An 18,144-nucleotide genomic window follows, 5' to 3' on the forward strand; every position below is an offset into this window, starting at 1 on the left:
CAGCAATAGTCTGGAAAACGCCGCAGCAACACTGCGGCGTTTTTCTTTGACTGCATCCGGGCCTTCTAGGTCTCACGCTGGTTCCACGTGGCATTGGTTTCTATGATTCCCGCAACTGCAATTGCCTTTTCGGCAAGTTCTGCCTTGGTGTCGTCTGCAAAAGCCAGCTTCTCAAACCTCTGATGCATCTCTTTTGATGTGTAGAAGTCGAATATTCTGGAGTTGTTCGGGCTTGGCCAAAAGGCGGTGATCCAAATCGCCTCGCGACCAGGAACGCGACCGGCGCACCAGTCGTTCCAGAACCGGCAGACCAGCTTGTCATCGGCAACATCCGCAACCTGCGCCAGCAGGGTTTCCAATGGCCACCCACCCAGGCTGAACATACAGATCGTATCATCCAGGTAATCATGCCCTTGCCGGTCGATCTCGCGCATCAGGAAGAGGCGCTGAAACCGATCGAGCACATTCCATTCCTCGGCTGACCAGTTATCCGGGTTGCCGGTTTCAAACCGGCTCAGGCTGACTTCAAGCCCGTTCGAACTGACGTCTTCATCACATGCCAGAACTTCCAGTATACGTGGCAGGAGATAGGCCCAAATTGTCTTATCGACGCCTTTCGGATCACATGCCGCAAAGAACCAATCCCGAATGTAGTGCAGAGGCAGGTCTTCAATATCCGGATTGAAGAAATCCGCTTCGATGGACGCCTCCATGCAGCACCCTTCGCAGACGCCGGTTCGTGTTGGCCTGGGGTAGGAAAGAACGCGATATGCATCTTCGATGACACCGGCGAACGGATGGTCCCCGGGCAGTTTTGCACTAGGTGGCATTTTCTGTTTTTGACCCATCCAAGATTTGACCTTGATCGCAAACGACTGAACAAGACTTACTGCCGAGGTCCCGTCACAGAAACACTCATCAGGAATTTACACAATATCTCGGGCCTCGGATGTGATGTGCGTGCCGCAGTCGGCAACTGACGGTCAATAGAACATCAGCTCAGGATGCTTATGCGACGCGGGTTTCACGTCCCCTATGCTCAGGCGAATGAGCAGCGCAGCCAGGGCGTCCTCGATGGTCTGTTGAGTGCGGCCCGTTTTCGCAAAAAAGCTCTCCGATTTCATTAGTTTCACAAAACGTGTTTTTTGAATTAACCTGAAAATCATTGTTTTCTGGAGGACTTTTGATGTCATCAAAATTAATGGCAGAGTTTTTCGGCACCTTCTGGTTGGTGCTGGGCGGGTGCGGCAGTGCGGTACTTGCTGCAGGTGTAGCTGATGTTGGTATTGGCTGGCTGGGCGTTTCGTTTGCGTTCGGCCTGACCGTGCTGACAATGGCCTATACGGTCGGGCATATTTCAGGCGGACATTTCAACCCTGCCGTCAGCCTGGGGCTTATGATTGGCGGGAGGTTTCCGGCCAAGGATCTCTTGCCCTACTGGGGCGCGCAAGTGGTTGGCGCGATTGTTGCGGCGATTGTTCTGTATATGATCGTCAGCGGTGCACCCGGTTTTGAAGGCGTGGGCGGGTTTGCATCGAACGGGTACGGTGATGCATCGCCCGAAGGGTATTCGATGATGTCCGCACTGGTCATCGAGATCGTTCTGACGGCGTTCTTCATTCTGATCATTCTGGGTGCGACGTCTGCCGGCGCGCCTGCGGGTTTTGCCCCGATTGCCATCGGTCTGGGCCTGACTCTTATCCACCTGATCTCGATCCCGGTCACGAATACGTCGGTCAACCCGGCGCGGTCGACTGGTGTGGCGCTGTTTGCGGATGGTCCGGCGCTGGCGCAGCTGTGGCTGTTCTGGGTCGCGCCGCTGATCGGGGCCGCGATCGGAGCGGTAATCTGGAAAGTAATGTCCCCGGAAGACTAGGGTGAATTCTGTCGGAGGCCGTTAAGGGCGGCCTCCGACCATCCATTGCCCGTTCGGCCAGAAGGCATGAAAGGCAAAGGCAAACATGACATCGTGGACAACGTCCCTGCCCTTGTCATTCCGCACGCGGATCGATCCGATATCACGCCCTTTTGCTATCCGCCCCGTATCCAGCGCCGAGGCCTGACCCGTTGACCACCGTATCGTCAGCCCCGCTTCCTGCACTTCATGTTCTTCGTTCAGGCGCGTCAGAGGCCATGCCTTGTCCCCCACACGCACGACCCGTTCAAGCGGTGGAATGCCGTGCGGCGGGTCTTGTCCGGAGTACAGAAACGGTCGACGCGACGTGTCATAGCCTCGATAGGGGTTGCGCCCATAGTCGCGGCTGTAGGCGGGTTCAGCCATCACCAGCCCGTCGGGATTGCGGGCGCTGAAATCGGCCCAGCTTTCCATCCAAACCGGCAAAGTCCTGAGTTCGCGACCTGTCATGCGTCCGACAATGGCCTGACCCGTCGCCTGCTGCCACCAGCTTTGGGTTTCGCGGTCATACATCACCATATCGGAATGACGCAGTTTACCGGTAACGCCAAAACTCAACACACGATTGGACAAACGCCGATCAAACACGATGGCCGAGTTGCAAAGCGGACAAAATGTAACTGCGATGGGGGTGCTGCCGATACGGTCGTTCACGATCTCATGCCACATCAGATAGCGGATTGGATAGGCGCGTGGCGCGGCTCCCTCCAGTTCCACAGTTATCACAGGTTCGACATCTGCAAGCGAGCCGCTGGAAACGCGGACAAAGCCGGGATCGTCCAATGCCGGAATCCCATCTTTCGGTGGGCCACCGGACCGGATTTCCGACCAGTTCGTTACTGCGGATTTTCTGAAATCGGTCTCCGGCCATTCCGCACGCCACTCATCAGGACCGGCTCCTGTGGCCGTGGCCCAAATCATCAACGCACATGTAAAGAGAACGCGCATCAGCCCACCTCTTGACGTTCTGACATGCTGACGCAGCTTTCCCCCTTGGACCAGACCGATACACGCAAAATTGAATGCACCGGATCGGGGCAAAGAAGCTGCCGCTGGCACCAAATTCTGTCGCCATCATCAGCCAAAATCATGGGCCGTCAGAACCGGCGCACCATTCAAGGAGGCTACCCTGACGGATTTTTCACAGGCGATCGCCGATGCGATCCCTGCTGCTGCAATGTTGACATTGAAAGATGTAAGCCACTTAGCTTCGTTTCAGACGCCGGAAGCTCATACCGTGCGATCCACGATTTCATCGAAGGGTAGCGGAATGGGAAAACCCGGCGCGAAACAGCGCCGGGTTTGAGGTATTACTCGGTCACGGTGACTTTTTTCATCACGTCAGGCTGCCCGATGACGGCACCGTTCTGCCCTTCACCGCGTTTGATCGCATCAACAACATCCATGCCGTCCGTGACTTTTCCGACGACCGTGTACTGGCCGTCCAAAAACGGACCGGGCTCGAACATGATGAAGAACTGCGAGTTGGCGCTGTTGGGGTTATTACCCCGCGCCATGCCTACAACGCCACGATCGAACGTCACGTCCGAAAACTCGGCAGGCAAGTCCGGACGTTTGGAACCGCCGCGCCCGGCTAAACCCGCGTTGAACTCATCAGAGTTCTGATCGCCGAAATGCACGTCACCCGTCTGTGCCATAAACCCGTCAATCACGCGGTGGAATATCACACCGTCATACTGACCTTCGCTGGCCAGCGCTGCGATCTGTTCAACATGTTTGGGGGCTACGTCGTCGAACAGGTCGATGGTGATGGTACCATTGGCCCCTTGACCTTCGACTTCGATCTCAAGCCCGGTTGCCAGCGCCGGGCCGGCAATCAGAGCAAAAACTGCCGCCAGCTTATGCATCTGCCGCCACCTTGACGCTGACCATCCGGTCGGGGCTTGCAGGCGGCTCGCCGCGGGTGATGGCGTCGACATGCTCCATGCCTTCGATAACGCGGCCGTAAACGGTGTACTGGCCGTTCAGGAAATGATTGTCCTTGAAGTTGATGAAGAACTGCGAATTCGCCGAGTTCGGGTTCTGTGACCGGGCGGCACCCAGTGTTCCCCGGTCGTGGGGCAGTTTCGAGAATTCCGCCGGAACGTTCGGCAGGGACGAACCGCCAGTACCTGCCATGCGCAGGTTGAACCCGTCTTCCATGTCGCCATGCTGTACGTCGCCGGTTTGCGCCATGAAACCGTCGATCACACGGTGAAAGGCCACGTTGTCGTATTCGCCCGCACGCGCCAGTTCCTTCATCCGCTCACTGTGTTGGGGCGCCACGTCCGGCAGAAGCTCGATGACGACATTGCCATCCTTCAGTTCGATGATGATGGTGTTTTCGGGATCCTTGATCTCGGCCATTTGGCCCTCCTGTCGTTTATCTTGCGCAAATACCTATGATGCGGGCGCATGAATGCCAAGTGACGCATTGACCTGAATGCAAAATGCAGGAAAAGAACCGCCTAGATCGGTTCAAAAATGACGAGGATTGGGCGATGAGCTGGAAAACGCTGGACGATATGGACATGGGCGACAAACGGGTGCTGGTGCGCGTGGACATCAACGTTCCGGTCGTGGACGGCGTCGTGACCGATGCAACCCGTATTCAGCGGATCGTTCCGACCGTGCGCGATATCCTGAACGCAGGCGGTAAACCTATCCTGCTGGCCCATTTCGGACGCCCCGGCGGTGAACGCCGCGAGAGCCTGTCTCTGAAACAGCTGGTACCGACCCTGGAGGCTGCTTTTGGAGCCGAGGTTCTGTTTGCCGCCGATTGCGCCGGTGCCGAAGCCGAACTGGCCGCGCAGGAACTGAAGCCCGGTCAGGTGCTGCTGTTGGAAAACACCCGTTTCCATGCGGCAGAGACCAAGAACGGTGCGGACCTGGCCGCAGGTATGGCACGCCTGGGTGATCTGTATTGCAACGACGCGTTTTCCGCCGCGCACCGCGCCCACAGCTCGACCGAGGCGCTTGCCCGTTTGCTTCCCGCTTGCGCCGGTCGTCTGATGCAGGCCGAACTTGAGGCGCTGGAAGGCGCCTTGGGTTCACCGAAACGCCCCGTCACTGCCGTTGTCGGTGGGGCCAAGGTATCGACCAAGCTGGAGTTGCTGGGCAATCTGATCGACAAGGTCGACTATCTGGTCATTGGCGGAGGTATGGCGAACACATTTCTTGTCGCCAAGGGCATTGATGTCGGGAAATCGCTGGCCGAAACCGCGATGAAGGACACGGCTGCGGAAATTCTGGCAAAGGCGGAGACGTCGGGCTGCACGATTGTCCTGCCCCGCGACATCGTGGTCGCCGAAAAGTTCGAAGCCCATGCTCCGCATCAGGTTCTGCCATCTGATGGATGCCCCCCGGAGGGTATGATCCTGGATGCCGGCCCCGAAAGTGTCGCGGCCATCACCGAAATCTTTGCGCAAAGCCAGACCCTGATCTGGAACGGCCCGCTGGGTGCTTTCGAGCTGGAACCCTTCGACGCTGCCACAAACGCCGCAGCGCTTAAAGCGGCTGCGCTGACCCGGTCGGGCAAGCTGATCTCGGTTGCTGGTGGGGGTGACACGGTTGCCGCCCTTAATGCGTCGGGGGCAGCCAGCGATTTCACCTACATCTCAACCGCCGGCGGCGCGTTTCTTGAGTGGATGGAAGGCAAAACCCTGCCCGGCGTCGCGGCATTGGAAGGCTAGTCGTAAAGACAAATTGGCTGCATTTCGCGCCTCATGATAAACTCTCCTTATTGATTTGGAGATTTTGTCATGACGTACCTTGCCTGCCTGATCGTTGCATTGATCCCCGCCTATTCCGCCGCACAATCCAGTTGTGGCGGACAAACCCAACTCGACGCCAATTTCTGTGCCAAGGAAAAATGGGAAATCGCGGATCGCGAGTTGAACCGTATCTGGGCCGAAGTCAAACCGCTTGCCGATGCGCGTGGGAACGGTCAATCCCTGTTGAACGAACAGCGCGCCTGGCTGAAAGCGCGTGACGCGACTTGCGATCCGGAGCTGGCAAGCGATGGCAGCGCGGCGCCCATGTTCTATTGGGCCTGCATGGAGCAGCAAACTCTGACCCGCAATCAGGCGCTGGCGGCATGGCGCTGAGAAACCTAATTCGGCAATTCGCAAAAAAGTGCGAATCAAGGGATTCACAACGCGAATCGCCTGTGACATAGTGCGATCAGATGTCCGCAAAGGGCACGTTTTTGAGGCAGACTTCATACGGCGGTTAACAGAGTGTCCCGTTCCCATCGGCCCGGTTTGGGCTCAGTTTTGTTCTTCATGGTGGCTTTCATGCTGGGTGTCTATTTCACCTTCGCCGCCGTGCAGGGCGATTTTGGCCTGTTCAGACGGGTCGAGATTGCTGCGGAACGGGACGCTCTGTCGCGCGATCTGGCCCGGCTTGAGGCTGAGACCTCGCAAATGGAAAACCTGACCCGCCGTCTGTCGGACACTTACCTGGATCTTGATTTGCTGGACCAGCAGGCCCGTTCGGTTCTGGGTATGGTCCGCACGGATGAAATCGTCATTCACTGATCCCTGAGGTTTCAGATTTTTCATCGAAAAACCTTTGCCCGCAGTCTTTTAACGAAGACCGCAAGGCCAAGGATCGCGCATCCTGCCCCTGCGTTACTTTTACTCTCGCCAGATGCGGTCAAATGTTCTATGAGATAGTTTAACGCTAAACTATCTTGCCGAAAGGGGGAGATTGCCACAATGGCTGCGCGAAAAACCACAAAGAAACCAAACGTTTCTGCGGACGAACTCAAACTCTATTATCGCGAAATGTTGCTAATCCGCCGATTCGAGGAGAAGGCGGGACAACTATACGGTATGGGTCTGATCGGCGGATTTTGCCATTTGTACATCGGTCAGGAGGCCGTTGTGGTCGGTCTCGAAGCTGCTGCCGAAGAAGGCGACAAGCGCATCACCTCTTATCGTGATCATGGCCATATGCTGGCCTGCGGCATGGATCCCGGCGGCGTGATGGCCGAACTGACCGGGCGCGAGGGCGGCCTGTCCAAGGGCAAGGGCGGCTCGATGCACATGTTCTCGAAAGAGAAACATTTCTACGGCGGCCACGGCATCGTGGGCGCGCAGGTGCCATTGGGCGCGGGTCTGGCCTTTGCCGACAAGTACAAGGGCAACGGAAGGGTGACATTCACCTATTTCGGCGACGGAGCGGCGAACCAGGGTCAGGTGTATGAAACCTTCAACATGGCTGCCCTGTGGGATCTTCCCGTTGTCTTCGTGATCGAGAACAACCAGTACGCCATGGGCACCGCGCAAGCCCGCTCTACCTCGACCCAGGACATTTACGTTCGCGGAGAAGCCTTTGGCATTCCCGGCGAGATCGTCAACGGCATGGATGTTCTGGCCGTCAAGGAAGCCGGCGAAAAGGCCGTCGCCCACTGCCGCGCGGGCAAGGGTCCGTATATCCTTGAGGTCAAGACTTATCGCTACCGCGGCCACTCGATGTCCGACCCGGCCAAGTATCGCACACGGGAAGAAGTTCAGAAGGTCCGCGAGCAAAGCGACCCGATCGAACATGTGCGCGAGCTGCTGTTGTCCGGCAAACACGCGACAGAAGATGATCTGAAAGCAATCGACAAAGAGATCAAAGAGGTCGTCAACAAGGCCGCCGAATTCTCGAAAGAAAGCCCCGAGCCGTCGCTGGACGAGCTCTGGACCGACATCTACGCCTGAGAGGACGAATAAGACATGGCAACCGAAATTCTGATGCCCGCCCTTTCGCCCACGATGGAAGAGGGCACGCTGGCCAAATGGCTGGTCAAGGAAGGCGACACCGTTTCATCCGGCGACATCATGGCCGAGATCGAAACCGACAAGGCCACGATGGAGTTCGAAGCCGTCGACGAAGGCATCGTTGGCAAGATCCTGATCGAGGAAGGCACCGAAGGGGTCAAGGTGAACACTCCAATCGCCATTCTGGTTGAGGAAGGTGAAGACGCCTCGGCCCTGCCGTCGGCCGCGCCCGCTGCTGAAGTGGCGCCCGAGGCTGCCCCGGCGGCGGTCGCTGCTGCGGCTCCGGCTGCTGCACCGGCGGCACCGGTGGTGGATCTGTCCCCCGACTGGCCGGCAGATGCCGAAATGAAACCCCAAACCGTTCGCGAAGCCTTGCGCGACGCCATGGCCGAAGAAATGCGTGGCGATGAGGACGTTTACCTGATGGGCGAAGAAGTCGCCGAGTATCAGGGCGCCTACAAAATCTCGCAAGGCCTGCTGGACGAATTCGGCAGCAAGCGTGTGATCGACACTCCGATCACCGAGCACGGGTTTGCCGGCATCGCGGTGGGTTCGGCCTTTGGTGGGTTGAAACCGATTGTCGAGTTCATGACCTTCAACTTCGCCATGCAGGCAATTGACCAGATCATCAACTCGGCCGCCAAGACACTTTACATGTCCGGCGGTCAGATGGGTTGTCCGATCGTGTTCCGTGGCCCGAACGGCGCAGCGGCACGCGTTGCAGCCCAACATAGCCAGGACTATGCGGCATGGTACATGCAGGTGCCCGGCCTCAAGGTTGTCATGCCTTACTCTGCCGCTGACGCAAAAGGTCTGCTGAAGTCTGCCATCCGCGATCCCAACCCGGTCGTTTTCCTGGAAAACGAAATCCTGTATGGTCGCAGCTTTGACATGCCTCAGGTCGACGACCTGACCGTCCCGCTGGGCAAGGCCCGTATCTGGCGCGAAGGTTCCGACGTAACCATCGTCAGCTTCGGTATCGGCATGCAGTTCGCACTGGAAGCCGCCGACAAGCTGGCCGAGGAAGGTATCAACGCCGAAGTGATCGACCTGCGCACAATCCGCCCGATGGATACAGGCGCAATCATCAATTCCGTGATGAAGACCAATCGCCTGGTGACTGTCGAGGAAGGTTGGCCGCAAGGTTCTGTTGGCAGCTATATCTCATCCGTGGTGATGCAGGAGGCGTTCGATTACCTCGACGCGCCGGTCATCAACTGCACCGGCAAGGATGTTCCGATGCCCTACGCTGCAAACCTGGAAAAACTGGCGCTGGTGACCACCGATGAGGTGATCGCAGCCGTCAAACAAGTGACGTACCGCTAGGCGATGATTGCAAGGAACGCAGATTATCCTTCGGGAGCAGACTGGCTTTTCGAAAGCCTCGATGCCGCACGAAAGGACAACAACCGCAATCTGCTTTATGTTTGCGCAGCGTTCCTTGCCGTTTCCTTCATCAGCATAGCTTTGAATCTGGAAGGCCTGAACGGGATCGAGTTTCAGTTTTCCTTTATCGTTGGAAGTCTGACCGACGCCTGGCCTATCCGGGCAATGCTGAGCGTTGCCTGTATCGTTTCGTATGCTTCCGTCATCTACATCGTGCTCGAGCAGCAGCGCTTGCAGCTTGGCATGGATTACCTGGCGGTTTTGGATCACAGCGACGCGGCGGCACTGGGAAACTTCACTGAGTGGCTGAAGACAAACCACCCGCATGTGTCGCGCGCGCGTTCCATGGTGATTGGTGTGTTCGTCACCTTTTGTGCCGCTATTCTGCTTATCGACATCGCAACGCTGATCTACTCATTCTCGAAGTAAGAGGACATGAAGACATGCCCACCGAAATTCTGATGCCCGCCCTTTCACCCACCATGGAGGAAGGAACACTTGCCAAATGGCTGGTCAAGGAAGGCGACACCGTCGCCTCGGGTGACCTGCTGGCCGAAATCGAAACCGACAAGGCCACGATGGAGTTCGAGGCCGTCGACGAAGGTGTTGTTGGTAAGATCCTGATCCCGGAAGGCACCGAAGGGGTCAAGGTCAACACCGCTATTGCGGTTCTTCTGGACGATGGCGAAAGCGCCGATGATATCGCGGCCGCGCCTGCCGCTGCTCCAGCGGCTGCGCCTGCAGCCGCCGCGGGCAACGAGGCTGCCGCGCCCGCGGCACCCGAGGCGCCGGCCCCTGCCCCGGCTGCTCCGGCCAAAGCCGATGGCGGACGCATCTTTGCATCACCTCTGGCCAGACGCATCGCGGCGCAGAAAGGCCTGGATCTTGCGCAATTGTCCGGATCGGGTCCCCATGGCCGTATCGTCAAGGCAGATGTGGAAGGCGCAACAGTAACCGCACCTGCTGCGGCACCCGCCGCAGCCGCGTCAGCACCTGCAGCGGCGGCGGCTCCAACTGGCCCATCCGCCGATATGGTTGCCCGCATGTACGAGGGTCGTGAATACGAAGAGATCAAACTCGACGGGATGCGCAAGACCATCGCCGCGCGTCTGGGTGAAGCAAAACAGACCATCCCGCATTTCTATCTGCGCCGCGACATCAAGCTGGATGCACTGCTCAAGTTCCGCAGCCAGTTGAACAAACAACTGGAGGGCCGTGGCGTAAAGCTGAGCGTCAACGACTTCATCATCAAGGCCGTCGCCAACGCGCTGCAACAGGTCCCGGAATGCAACGCCGTCTGGGCGGGCGATCGGGTGCTGCAACTGAAGCCGTCGGATGTCGCCGTTGCGGTTGCAATCGAAGGCGGCCTGTTCACCCCAGTTCTGCAGGACGCCGACACCAAATCGCTTTCTGCGCTGTCAACCGAGATGAAGGACCTCGCCGGTCGTGCCCGTGAACGCAAGTTGGCACCGCATGAATATCAGGGCGGTACATTCGCGGTTTCGAACCTCGGCATGTTTGGTATCGACAATTTCGACGCCATCGTGAACCCGCCCCATGCAGGTATTCTGGCCGTTGGTACAGGGTTGAAGAAGCCGGTCGTGGGTGAAGATGGCGAACTGACGGTCGCCACGGTCATGTCGGTCACAATGTCGGTTGATCACCGGGTCATTGACGGCGCGCTTGGCGCACAGTTGCTGCAAGCCATCGTGGACAATCTTGAAAACCCGATGGTCATGCTGGCCTGAAACAAGACAACAGCCTCGCCGCATCCTTGATCCGGCGAGGCTTTGCCCCTTGTTCAGGATGTGAGAGGGCGAGATCACCATCGGCTTTGTTCAGAAAGATCGGCGTCTCGCATCTCATTGCGCATGGCTCCTTTACCTGTCGGAGTGCAATGACCTCTGCGAAATCAGTCAGAATTTTGCTGATGCTCATTTTTGCTGGCGACAGCACTTCCAGCGCCATTAAGGGCCAAGCCCAACAACTATCCGCGCGAAAATTCCCGTTTCAGTTCATCTGATCCTGCTGCATTCGCAAGACAGAAAACGGCGCGATAGTTTGATCAAAGAGCGCAAGAAGCGATGGGAAGAAAGAAGGTGCGAGCGGTCGGAGAAAATGAACAACCGCTCGAACTGATTTGCCTTACTGGTCTTTGCCCAGCATGTGGTCCATCGAGATCGACGGCTGATCACAGCCCGCCTCACCCACGATCTTGGCAGGAATGCCCGCCACGGTCTTGCAAGGCGGAACCTCCTGCAGCACCACCGATCCGGCGGCTATGCGACTGCAGTTACCGACCTTGATATTGCCAAGCACTTTGGCCCCGGCCCCAATCAGAACACCGTTTCCGATCTTCGGATGGCGCTGTTCTTCTTCTTTGCCGGTTCCACCAAGCGTCACAGAATGCAGCATCGAGACGTTATCACCGACAACGGCGGTTTCCCCGATCACGATGGAGTGTGCGTGATCGATCATGATGCCTTTTCCGATCTGCGCGGCCGGGTGAATGTCGATCCCAAAAATCTCGGACGAACGCATCTGGAAGAAATAAGCCAAGTCATGACGGCCCTTGCGCCACAGCCAATGCGCGACACGATAGGCCTGCATTGCCTGGTAGCCTTTGAAATACAGAATGGGCTGCAACAGCCGGTGGCAGGCCGGGTCGCGTTCGTAGACGGCCATCAGGTCTGCCCGCGCTGCTTCTATCAATCCGTGGTCGTCGGCATAGGCCTCGTCCACGATCTCGCGCAGAACCATCATCGACATCTCGTTCGAGCACAGCTTGGCCGCCACCCGATACGACAGCGCACGTTCAAGGCTGCGGTGATGGAGGATACATGCGTGCACCAACCCGCCCATCAATGGCTCTTTTTCAACAGCCGCGTGCGCCTCGGCCGTGATCCGATCCCAGACCGGATCCATGTTTCTCACTTTGGTGCGCGTTTCAAACATAGCTATTGATCCCTTGCTGCGCCTAGAATGCCATTTAGTTGTAAAAACACCAAACGCAAACCCTTGATCCGCAGTGTAACGAAAATGAATGAGTCCGAACTGGCCGATTTCGAAACACAGATTCGCGACCGATTGCGCGAACTGGCCGCGCAATCAGAGGCGGGCAAAGACGCCCAGGCGATTGTTCAGTTGGATCAACAGGCCGTGGGGCGCCTCAGCCGAATGGATGCGCTGCAAAATCAGGCCATGGCCAAGGCCCAGCAAGCAAACCGGGATCTTGAGGCCCGCCGATTGCAAGCCGCCCTGACACGGATCGGCGATGGTGAGTTCGGGTATTGCGAGGATTGCGGCGATGAAATCCCGCGCGGGCGGCTGGACCTTGATCCGGCGGCTGGAAAATGTGTCAGCTGTGCGTCCGGCTAACCAGAAAACGGATCAGTTGGCTCAGAACCATTTCAAAGCACTGGCAATATTGAATATCTCCAAAGTCTGGTTCATCCGCCAGCAGACGGCAGCGCGCAGCGGCCATCAACGATCCGTTGCCGAATATCGGATGCAGATCGCCGGTTCGCCTGACATGTTGATCGGCCAGCTCAGCCTCGGCGATCATTAGGGCGCACAGTTTCTGACGCTCCCACTGCGGCGCGGCCAACAAGGCCCGCGCCGCAGCACTGACATCCCCGTGAAGGACAGGACGCATGGATTTGCCTATCCGACCACAAGCCCGGCAAACAAGCCCGCGCCGAAAACGGCCGAGACTTGCGCCACCTCGACACTATATGGGCCGCTGGCGCCGTCGGTTGATTTCATCGCCGCGGAATAGTGCCACTGCGGAGTGCCGGTCAGGTCTTCCCTCAAAACCGCAGCGCCGGACCGAACCCGAACCAGATAGGATTCGCTTTCCTCACCCAGCGGTACATCCAGCCCTGACCAATCATCGCCATCAATACGTGTGCGCCGCACCCACGAGATCATGTCACCGCCTTCGGATTGGGCTGCTTTGAGATGCGCAGGTGCATATGGCCGCAAGCCGTTTCCGTCGAAAGCCTGAATCTGATGCACAAAAGACGCGTCTTCATGCCCCCGTGTTGCGGGCCCGATGCGATAATGTCTGGCGACCCGGCGCTCTGAGCGTGACAGGCTGGTCTGATAGATATGATCGTTCAGCATCACGAACAAAGATCCTTCCGGCCAGGCGTCCGGCATTAGGGCGTCGGTTCCCACCTGCCCACGCAACCGTCCTGAAAGCGCATATGTGTCGACCTCCTGCATATCTGCCGTCGCGAACTGAAAAACCTCTCAGTTCCCCAGTGTGCCGTCACCAATTGCCGCCAAATTCGCACCGTTGAGCAATGCCTGACGCGGCCGCGATTCCAGCACGCCGTCGATTAATTTGACCCGCAGCGGCGCACCCTCGTCCCACATACCCTGGGTGGCCCGCATCAAGGGGCTTTCGGTCACTCCGATAATCGCCTGCCCCGGGATCAGTCCGCTCAAAGCGTAACCTTCATCATCCGACGCCGAATAGACCGCTACATTTCCTGGCCACGGTTTCGCGGATACGGCCAGATATGGCGCGTGTGGCACCTCGGATCCTGTAAGCAATGGCAGATCCATGAACACCGGCAGAACTGGCACCGGAGCGACATGGGGTTTTTCAGTCACTGCATCGTCAGGCAAATCAGACGGCGTGTAGACGCCCGGTTCGACCCTTACCGCATCCACAATCTGAAGCTCCGCCTGTTCCAGCCGGTCGATCCGGTACAGCGCGCCCTGTCCGTTCGAGGGCAACCGGACGACATCGCCCGCCCCCAGATGCATCATCGAAGGCGGTAGCGCATCGCGGGCTGTCTCACGCGACACGCGCGCTTCGCTCAGCCATCGTTCGGCGGTCTGGCGTCCCTCGGCCCGCGTCATTGACAGGGGCATCTCGTTGACCGACACGGAATGGGTGCTGTCATCGGGCAGGATCGCCTCCTCGGCGACAACATCGTGATCGGCATCGGATTGCACAAATCGCAATCGGACACGGCCGGTCATTTCAGCCTCGGCTTCGCGGCGATGTTCGATGTCTCCGCTAACCTCTTCACTCTGCGCCAATTGATCAGATGACAGATCAACAGGCCGCCGACCGTCACGCATCCGGAAAACAAGCATGCCGTCACGCTCGATTGCGTCGAAACCGTAGCGTAACATCAGGGGCTGCAACGCGGAACGCGCATCGGAAACATCTTCGACCGCGTAACCGAGCACGACGCCATATAGCTCGGACACATCGATCTCGCGAACACCGGCTCCATAACAGATCTCTGTCACGACGGATGCAAGTGTATCCTCCTTGGGCAATCCCGGCTTGTCTGTGATGTTGTTCGACAAAGCTTGTCTCCACTTTTTGGCAACTTCGGATCAGCCCCTCTAACTGCCCGAGTTATTTTGCTGTACCAGCAAGATCTGCATCCTCCCCGGCTCCGATTTGCCTGCGCAGTTCTTCCGCTGCCTGGCGCAAACCGCGAATGGACGTCTCGAGCGACTGCAAAAGTTCAGCCGTTTGGGACATCCGCTCTTCCGGGGTAATCAAAGTCATGTTTGCCTGTGACCTCATGCGAGAGTTTTTCCGCACGAGAGAAACGAAAAACGGCCACCGGGTTGCCCCGGGGCCGTTGCCCACTTCTTCTAGCATGACACAACTTATACGCGATAAAGGCCGCACAGTCAAGGCTTCGCGCAACGTCGGCGCAACAGGCATCGTGACAAAATTATTAATGATTTCTTTCGCCTACCGGGCAAACTTCAAGCCTTTGTCGAACAATCAACGCAAAGGCAAAGGCGCCCGTGTTTTGTTTTGACGCAGCACGAAATTGCTCCGGGTATCGCGAACCAGCCCGGACTTCAGAAGACGCTGCATGATAAAGCCCTCAAGGTCCTCCGGTGTTCGTGCATACACTTTCAGAATAAAATCATGGTCCCCGGTGATGGACGCGCACTCCACTATCTGCGGTTCAGTCTCCACCAAACGCAGGAATGACTTGATGCTGTCCTCGTGATGATCTCGCAGCGCAACATGGACATAAGCGATCGCATTCAACCCGATTTCCTTGGCCCTGAGCTGCGCCCCATAGCCGGCAATAACGCCCGACGCTTCCAGATCACGCACCCGCCGCCAGCATTGCGAGGCCGACAACCCGGTTCGCTCTGCCAGATCCTGCATCGACAACCGGCCGTTCAGCTGCAATTCCCGCAAAACCGCAATATCCGCATCATGAAGCATATGTTTCACAATTTCCTTTCTGGGCGTCCATACATTTCAAAATAGCAATCCAATTGCCTCTTTCCAGACATTTATTTCAACCTGAAGGGCTACAATTGTTTCAGGAGGATACATCATGCCCAAATCAACCAGCTACGTCGCGAAAATACCCGACAGCCGCGGCCACATAGTCTACACGGATGAAGAGAACGCGGTTTGGGCCGATCTCTATGCCGCGCAAGCGCCAAATGTTCAGCGCTACATGGCGCGCGAATACCTGGACGGGCTGGCACGCCTCGATCTTCCCAAAACAACCGTACCGTCTTGCGCGGACATCTCCGAGCGTCTGCTGGATCTGACCGGCTGGCGGGTACAGCCGGTTCCGGCCCTCATCGGGTTCAAGACTTTCTTCGGCATGCTGGCGGATCGAACTTTCCCTGCGGCATCCTTCATTCGCTCACGTGAAGATTTTGACTATATTGAGGAGCCCGACATTTTTCATGAAATCTTCGGCCATACTCCGTTGCTGAGTGATCCGCGTTTTGCGGCGTTCAGCCATGCTATCGGTAAAGCCGGGCAACAGGCGGGACCGAACGACTACGCCTGGCTGATCCGGCTATACTGGTTCACAATCGAATTTGGGCTGCGTCGCCAGGAAGGTGGTATCAAAGCGCTGGGATCAGGATTGGCTTCCTCGCCCACCGAACTTGTATACGCCGTGAACAGCGACATACCAGATCGGGACCCGTTTGATGCCCTGACGATCCTGCGCACTCCTTATCGGATCGATATGCACCAGATGGGGTATTTTGTGCTAAACGATCCAGAGGACCTGTTCGAAGCGGCCGAGCGCAACCTTCTGGCCGACGTCCACCGCGCCCAGTCTCTCGGTCTGCTGCCGAACAAGTTCCCTGAAAAAACAACCGCTGCCGAGTGATCCACAATGACACAGAAACTAGCAGATCAAACATGCGTCCCTTGTTCCGGCGGCATACCGCCGCTGACCGCGCAAGACGCCAAGTCGCATCTCAAGGCCCTCAGCCCGGACTGGCAGCTTGATTCCGAAACCAAAACACTGACGCGACGCTTTAAGTTCAAGGGATTTGCCAAGGCGACCTATCTGGCCAATCTTTGCGCATGGCTCGCCGATCAGCAGGGGCATCACCCCGATATCAGTTTCGGCTATGGTTACGTAGTGGTCCGGCTCACCACGCATGAGATCGGCGGCCTCAGTGACAATGACTTCATCTGGGCCGCAAAACTGGACGCTCTGACGGCGTAGCACGATAACCACCCCAAACAAGCGCTTGCATTCAGCAACGCTTGACAATTGCGCTTATAACCCTCATGTGCCGCTCAACACAGCGCTGACGCGTGAGCATCGGCAGGCTCGTAGCCTGCCTAAAGCGCTCCTACCCTCCAGTTCCCCTTCACGCAGGGTTCTTGATGCGATGGCCGGATGGCGCAGGACCCGCCTGCCCGTCCTGAGGTCTCGCTAAACCCTGCCGGTCGCGCAAGTTGCGTGGCCAGAATTTCATGTTCGCGGCCAACCCGGCTTTGCGGACCAAAAAGGAATACGATTTGTTCGACTTCGACATGCTGGGTCTTGCACCCGCTCTGAATGACGCCCTGAAAAACGCGCAACTTACCCAACCCACCCCCATCCAGAACCAGGCCATTCCGCTTGCGCTTCAGGGACACGATATTCTAGGTCTGGCCCAGACCGGTACAGGTAAAACGCTGGCCTTCGGCCTGCCGCTGATTGACCACCTTCTGGCCCAGCCAGGCAAGCCGGCCCCCAAAACGGCAAAGGCACTGATCCTGGCCCCTACACGCGAACTGGTCAATCAGATCGCTGAAAGTCTGCGCAATCTGACCAAAAAGACCAAACTGCGTGTAGCGACCGTTGTTGGTGGCCAGTCCATCAACAAGCAGATTTCGTTCCTGTCACGCGGCACCGACATCCTCGTGGCAACGCCCGGACGCCTGATCGACCTGATGGATCGCGGCGCCGTCGATCTGGGCGCCGTCCGGCATCTTGTGCTGGACGAAGCCGATCAGATGCTGGACATGGGCTTCATCCACGCCCTGCGCCGCATTGCGCCGCATCTGGGCAGCCCGCGCCAGACCATGCTCTTCTCAGCCACGATGCCCAAGCAGATGGAGGAACTCAGCCGCGCCTATCTGACTAACCCGCAAAGGGTGCAGGTTTCGCCACCGGGCAAGGCTGCGGACAAGATAACTCAATCCATCCACTTCATCGACAAGCCCGGAAAGCCCGGCAAACTGCGTGATATTCTGTCCACCGACCCCGAGGCGCTGACGCTTGTGTTTTCCCGCACCAAACATGGCGCAGAAAAGCTGATGAAGGGGCTGGTCGCAGACGGATTCAACGCGGCATCGATCCATGGCAACAAAAGCCAGGGACAACGCGACCGCGCCATCAAGGCGTTCCGCACGGGCGAGATCAAGATTCTTGTGGCGACAGACGTGGCCGCACGCGGGATCGACATCCCCGGCGTTGCCTATGTGATCAACTATGACCTGCCCGAGGTGCCCGACAATTATGTCCACCGCATCGGGCGGACGGCCCGTGCCGGGCGCGAAGGTGAAGCCATCGCGTTTTGCGCACCGGAAGAAGTCGATCTGCTGCGGCAAATTCAAAAGCTGATGAAGTTTGAGATTCCCGTCGCCAGCGGCGCGTTGCCTGAAGCAGCCGAGCCTCAGAAACCTGCGCGCCGTCAGGGCAATCGTCGCAGGGGTTCCAAACCGCATTCGGGTTCCGGAAACTCGAACGCCGCCCCTTCCAGGCGGCGCAGGCAACGCCGTCGCCCGGCGGCCTGATTGCACAAAAACAATAATGGCCGGCGGCG

Annotated in this window: 22 protein-coding genes and 1 pseudogene; 13 read left to right on the top strand and 10 right to left on the bottom strand. The window is 57.8% G+C overall.

The annotated features are described in order from the left end of the window. Positions 1-65 precede the first annotated feature (65 nt). Together ACR0FE_RS03440 and ACR0FE_RS03445 are read right to left on the bottom strand one after the other, a co-directional pair. Positions 66-830, bottom strand: a complete 765-nt coding sequence (locus tag ACR0FE_RS03440) for a hypothetical protein (protein ID WP_480911052.1) — start codon at positions 828-830, stop codon at positions 66-68. 153 nt (positions 831-983) lie between these two features. After that, complete coding sequence (locus tag ACR0FE_RS03445; RefSeq protein ID WP_480811740.1) at positions 984-1,193, bottom strand: hypothetical protein; 210 nt, start codon at positions 1,191-1,193, stop codon at positions 984-986. Here ACR0FE_RS03445 and aqpZ point away from each other — a divergent pair. Beyond that, the gene (gene aqpZ / locus ACR0FE_RS03450) at positions 1,187-1,876 is read left to right on the top strand and encodes an aquaporin Z (protein ID WP_480811741.1); all 690 of its coding nucleotides are present in this window, start codon (positions 1,187-1,189) and stop codon (positions 1,874-1,876) included. The two genes, ACR0FE_RS03445 and aqpZ, sit on opposite strands and share 7 nt — an antisense overlap. A gap of 21 nt (positions 1,877-1,897) precedes the next feature. Here the strand turns inward: aqpZ and ACR0FE_RS03455 are convergent, their stop codons facing one another. Then, entirely contained in the window at positions 1,898-2,863 is a 966-nt protein-coding gene (locus ACR0FE_RS03455; RefSeq protein WP_480911056.1) for a DUF3179 domain-containing protein, read from the bottom strand. A gap of 70 nt (positions 2,864-2,933) precedes the next feature. On the opposite strand from ACR0FE_RS03455, the gene ACR0FE_RS03460 reads away from it, so the two are divergent. After that, entirely contained in the window at positions 2,934-3,221 is a 288-nt protein-coding gene (locus ACR0FE_RS03460; protein ID WP_480911059.1) for a hypothetical protein, read from the top strand. Positions 3,222-3,225: 4 nt separating this feature from the next. Here ACR0FE_RS03460 and ACR0FE_RS03465 read toward each other — a convergent pair whose 3' ends face one another. Both ACR0FE_RS03465 and ACR0FE_RS03470 read right to left on the bottom strand, forming a co-directional pair. Next, on the bottom strand, positions 3,226-3,783 hold the full coding sequence (locus ACR0FE_RS03465) for a peptidylprolyl isomerase (protein ID WP_170676460.1): 558 nt from the start codon (positions 3,781-3,783) through the stop codon (positions 3,226-3,228). Next, positions 3,776-4,282 carry a peptidylprolyl isomerase gene (locus tag ACR0FE_RS03470; protein ID WP_170610303.1) on the bottom strand — a complete coding sequence of 169 codons (507 nt, stop codon included), beginning with the start codon at positions 4,280-4,282 and terminating at the stop codon, positions 3,776-3,778. Before ACR0FE_RS03470 ends, ACR0FE_RS03465 begins: the two co-directional genes overlap by 8 nt. 134 nt (positions 4,283-4,416) lie before the next feature. Between ACR0FE_RS03470 and ACR0FE_RS03475 the strand changes: the two genes are divergently transcribed. The 7 genes from ACR0FE_RS03475 (at position 4,417) to ACR0FE_RS03505 (ending at position 10,817) form a co-directional block, all read left to right on the top strand. Next, a complete protein-coding gene (locus tag ACR0FE_RS03475) occupies positions 4,417-5,607 on the top strand; it encodes a phosphoglycerate kinase (RefSeq protein ID WP_480911062.1) in 1,191 nt (396 codons plus the stop codon). Positions 5,608-5,676: 69 nt separating this feature from the next. Next, entirely contained in the window at positions 5,677-6,021 is a 345-nt protein-coding gene (locus ACR0FE_RS03480; RefSeq protein WP_480911064.1) for a lysozyme inhibitor LprI family protein, read from the top strand. Positions 6,022-6,153: 132 nt separating this feature from the next. Next, complete coding sequence (locus tag ACR0FE_RS03485; protein WP_170610294.1) at positions 6,154-6,453, top strand: septum formation initiator family protein; 300 nt, start codon at positions 6,154-6,156, stop codon at positions 6,451-6,453. A 180-nt stretch (positions 6,454-6,633) separates the two neighbouring features. Then, positions 6,634-7,623 carry a pyruvate dehydrogenase (acetyl-transferring) E1 component subunit alpha gene (gene pdhA, locus ACR0FE_RS03490; RefSeq protein ID WP_170610291.1) on the top strand — a complete coding sequence of 330 codons (990 nt, stop codon included), beginning with the start codon at positions 6,634-6,636 and terminating at the stop codon, positions 7,621-7,623. Between the two features lie 15 nt (positions 7,624-7,638). Beyond that, positions 7,639-9,009, top strand: a complete 1,371-nt coding sequence (locus ACR0FE_RS03495) for a pyruvate dehydrogenase complex E1 component subunit beta (RefSeq protein ID WP_480911067.1) — start codon at positions 7,639-7,641, stop codon at positions 9,007-9,009. Between the two features lie 3 nt (positions 9,010-9,012). Beyond that, a complete protein-coding gene (locus tag ACR0FE_RS03500; RefSeq protein ID WP_170610286.1) occupies positions 9,013-9,498 on the top strand; it encodes a hypothetical protein in 486 nt (161 codons plus the stop codon). Positions 9,499-9,512: 14 nt separating this feature from the next. Then, complete coding sequence (locus ACR0FE_RS03505; protein WP_480911069.1) at positions 9,513-10,817, top strand: pyruvate dehydrogenase complex dihydrolipoamide acetyltransferase; 1,305 nt, start codon at positions 9,513-9,515, stop codon at positions 10,815-10,817. A gap of 397 nt (positions 10,818-11,214) precedes the next feature. On the opposite strand, the gene cysE is transcribed toward ACR0FE_RS03505, so the two are convergent. Further along, positions 11,215-12,024 carry a serine O-acetyltransferase gene (gene cysE / locus ACR0FE_RS03510; protein ID WP_170610280.1) on the bottom strand — a complete coding sequence of 270 codons (810 nt, stop codon included), beginning with the start codon at positions 12,022-12,024 and terminating at the stop codon, positions 11,215-11,217. Between the two features lie 84 nt (positions 12,025-12,108). Here cysE and ACR0FE_RS03515 point away from each other — a divergent pair, with 84 nt between their 5' ends. Beyond that, positions 12,109-12,447, top strand: coding sequence for a TraR/DksA C4-type zinc finger protein (locus ACR0FE_RS03515; protein WP_170619146.1), 339 nt, complete (start codon positions 12,109-12,111; stop codon positions 12,445-12,447). Here the strand turns inward: ACR0FE_RS03515 and ACR0FE_RS03520 are convergent. The 4 genes and pseudogenes from ACR0FE_RS03520 to ACR0FE_RS03535 form a co-directional block, all read right to left on the bottom strand. Continuing rightward, positions 12,428-12,724, bottom strand: coding sequence for a DUF7742 family protein (locus ACR0FE_RS03520; protein ID WP_480907417.1), 297 nt, complete (start codon positions 12,722-12,724; stop codon positions 12,428-12,430). The two genes, ACR0FE_RS03515 and ACR0FE_RS03520, sit on opposite strands and share 20 nt — an antisense overlap. An 8-nt stretch (positions 12,725-12,732) precedes the next feature. Beyond that, a pseudogene (locus ACR0FE_RS03525) lies at positions 12,733-14,340 on the bottom strand (phage tail protein). 112 nt (positions 14,341-14,452) lie between these two features. Further along, positions 14,453-14,608 carry a hypothetical protein gene (locus ACR0FE_RS03530; protein WP_480911073.1) on the bottom strand — a complete coding sequence of 52 codons (156 nt, stop codon included), beginning with the start codon at positions 14,606-14,608 and terminating at the stop codon, positions 14,453-14,455. A 225-nt stretch (positions 14,609-14,833) separates the two neighbouring features. Continuing rightward, positions 14,834-15,292 carry an Lrp/AsnC family transcriptional regulator gene (locus tag ACR0FE_RS03535; RefSeq protein ID WP_170610932.1) on the bottom strand — a complete coding sequence of 153 codons (459 nt, stop codon included), beginning with the start codon at positions 15,290-15,292 and terminating at the stop codon, positions 14,834-14,836. A gap of 115 nt (positions 15,293-15,407) precedes the next feature. On the opposite strand from ACR0FE_RS03535, the gene phhA reads away from it, so the two are divergent. From phhA to ACR0FE_RS03550, 3 genes are all read left to right on the top strand, one after another. After that, positions 15,408-16,208, top strand: coding sequence for a phenylalanine 4-monooxygenase (phhA, locus tag ACR0FE_RS03540; RefSeq protein ID WP_170610269.1), 801 nt, complete (start codon positions 15,408-15,410; stop codon positions 16,206-16,208). 6 nt (positions 16,209-16,214) lie between these two features. Next, on the top strand, positions 16,215-16,553 hold the full coding sequence (locus tag ACR0FE_RS03545) for a 4a-hydroxytetrahydrobiopterin dehydratase (RefSeq protein ID WP_170610266.1): 339 nt from the start codon (positions 16,215-16,217) through the stop codon (positions 16,551-16,553). A gap of 299 nt (positions 16,554-16,852) precedes the next feature. Further along, the gene (locus ACR0FE_RS03550; RefSeq protein ID WP_321254918.1) at positions 16,853-18,115 is read left to right on the top strand and encodes a DEAD/DEAH box helicase; all 1,263 of its coding nucleotides are present in this window, start codon (positions 16,853-16,855) and stop codon (positions 18,113-18,115) included. Positions 18,116-18,144 lie beyond the last annotated feature (29 nt).

It is taken from the genome of Ruegeria sp. K7, assembly GCF_056531785.1.

Bases quoted from the DNA above. Each gene is read 5' to 3' on its own strand.
- ACR0FE_RS03440 (WP_480911052.1), bottom strand. From the start codon at position 830: ATGCCACCTAGTGCAAAACTGCCCGGGGACCATCCGTTCGCCGGTGTC.
- aqpZ (WP_480811741.1), top strand. From the start codon at position 1,187: ATGTCATCAAAATTAATGGCAGAGTTTTTCGGCACCTTCTGGTTGGTG.
- ACR0FE_RS03445 (WP_480811740.1), bottom strand. From the start codon at position 1,193: ATGACATCAAAAGTCCTCCAGAAAACAATGATTTTCAGGTTAATTCAA.
- ACR0FE_RS03455 (WP_480911056.1), bottom strand. From the start codon at position 2,863: ATGCGCGTTCTCTTTACATGTGCGTTGATGATTTGGGCCACGGCCACA.
- ACR0FE_RS03465 (WP_170676460.1), bottom strand. From the start codon at position 3,783: ATGCATAAGCTGGCGGCAGTTTTTGCTCTGATTGCCGGCCCGGCGCTG.
- ACR0FE_RS03470 (WP_170610303.1), bottom strand. From the start codon at position 4,282: ATGGCCGAGATCAAGGATCCCGAAAACACCATCATCATCGAACTGAAG.
- ACR0FE_RS03475 (WP_480911062.1), top strand. From the start codon at position 4,417: ATGAGCTGGAAAACGCTGGACGATATGGACATGGGCGACAAACGGGTG.
- ACR0FE_RS03480 (WP_480911064.1), top strand. From the start codon at position 5,677: ATGACGTACCTTGCCTGCCTGATCGTTGCATTGATCCCCGCCTATTCC.
- pdhA (WP_170610291.1), top strand. From the start codon at position 6,634: ATGGCTGCGCGAAAAACCACAAAGAAACCAAACGTTTCTGCGGACGAA.
- ACR0FE_RS03495 (WP_480911067.1), top strand. From the start codon at position 7,639: ATGGCAACCGAAATTCTGATGCCCGCCCTTTCGCCCACGATGGAAGAG.
- ACR0FE_RS03500 (WP_170610286.1), top strand. From the start codon at position 9,013: ATGATTGCAAGGAACGCAGATTATCCTTCGGGAGCAGACTGGCTTTTC.
- ACR0FE_RS03505 (WP_480911069.1), top strand. From the start codon at position 9,513: ATGCCCACCGAAATTCTGATGCCCGCCCTTTCACCCACCATGGAGGAA.
- cysE (WP_170610280.1), bottom strand. From the start codon at position 12,024: ATGTTTGAAACGCGCACCAAAGTGAGAAACATGGATCCGGTCTGGGAT.
- ACR0FE_RS03515 (WP_170619146.1), top strand. From the start codon at position 12,109: ATGAATGAGTCCGAACTGGCCGATTTCGAAACACAGATTCGCGACCGA.
- ACR0FE_RS03520 (WP_480907417.1), bottom strand. From the start codon at position 12,724: ATGCGTCCTGTCCTTCACGGGGATGTCAGTGCTGCGGCGCGGGCCTTG.
- ACR0FE_RS03530 (WP_480911073.1), bottom strand. From the start codon at position 14,608: ATGACTTTGATTACCCCGGAAGAGCGGATGTCCCAAACGGCTGAACTT.
- ACR0FE_RS03535 (WP_170610932.1), bottom strand. From the start codon at position 15,292: ATGCTTCATGATGCGGATATTGCGGTTTTGCGGGAATTGCAGCTGAAC.
- phhA (WP_170610269.1), top strand. From the start codon at position 15,408: ATGCCCAAATCAACCAGCTACGTCGCGAAAATACCCGACAGCCGCGGC.
- ACR0FE_RS03545 (WP_170610266.1), top strand. From the start codon at position 16,215: ATGACACAGAAACTAGCAGATCAAACATGCGTCCCTTGTTCCGGCGGC.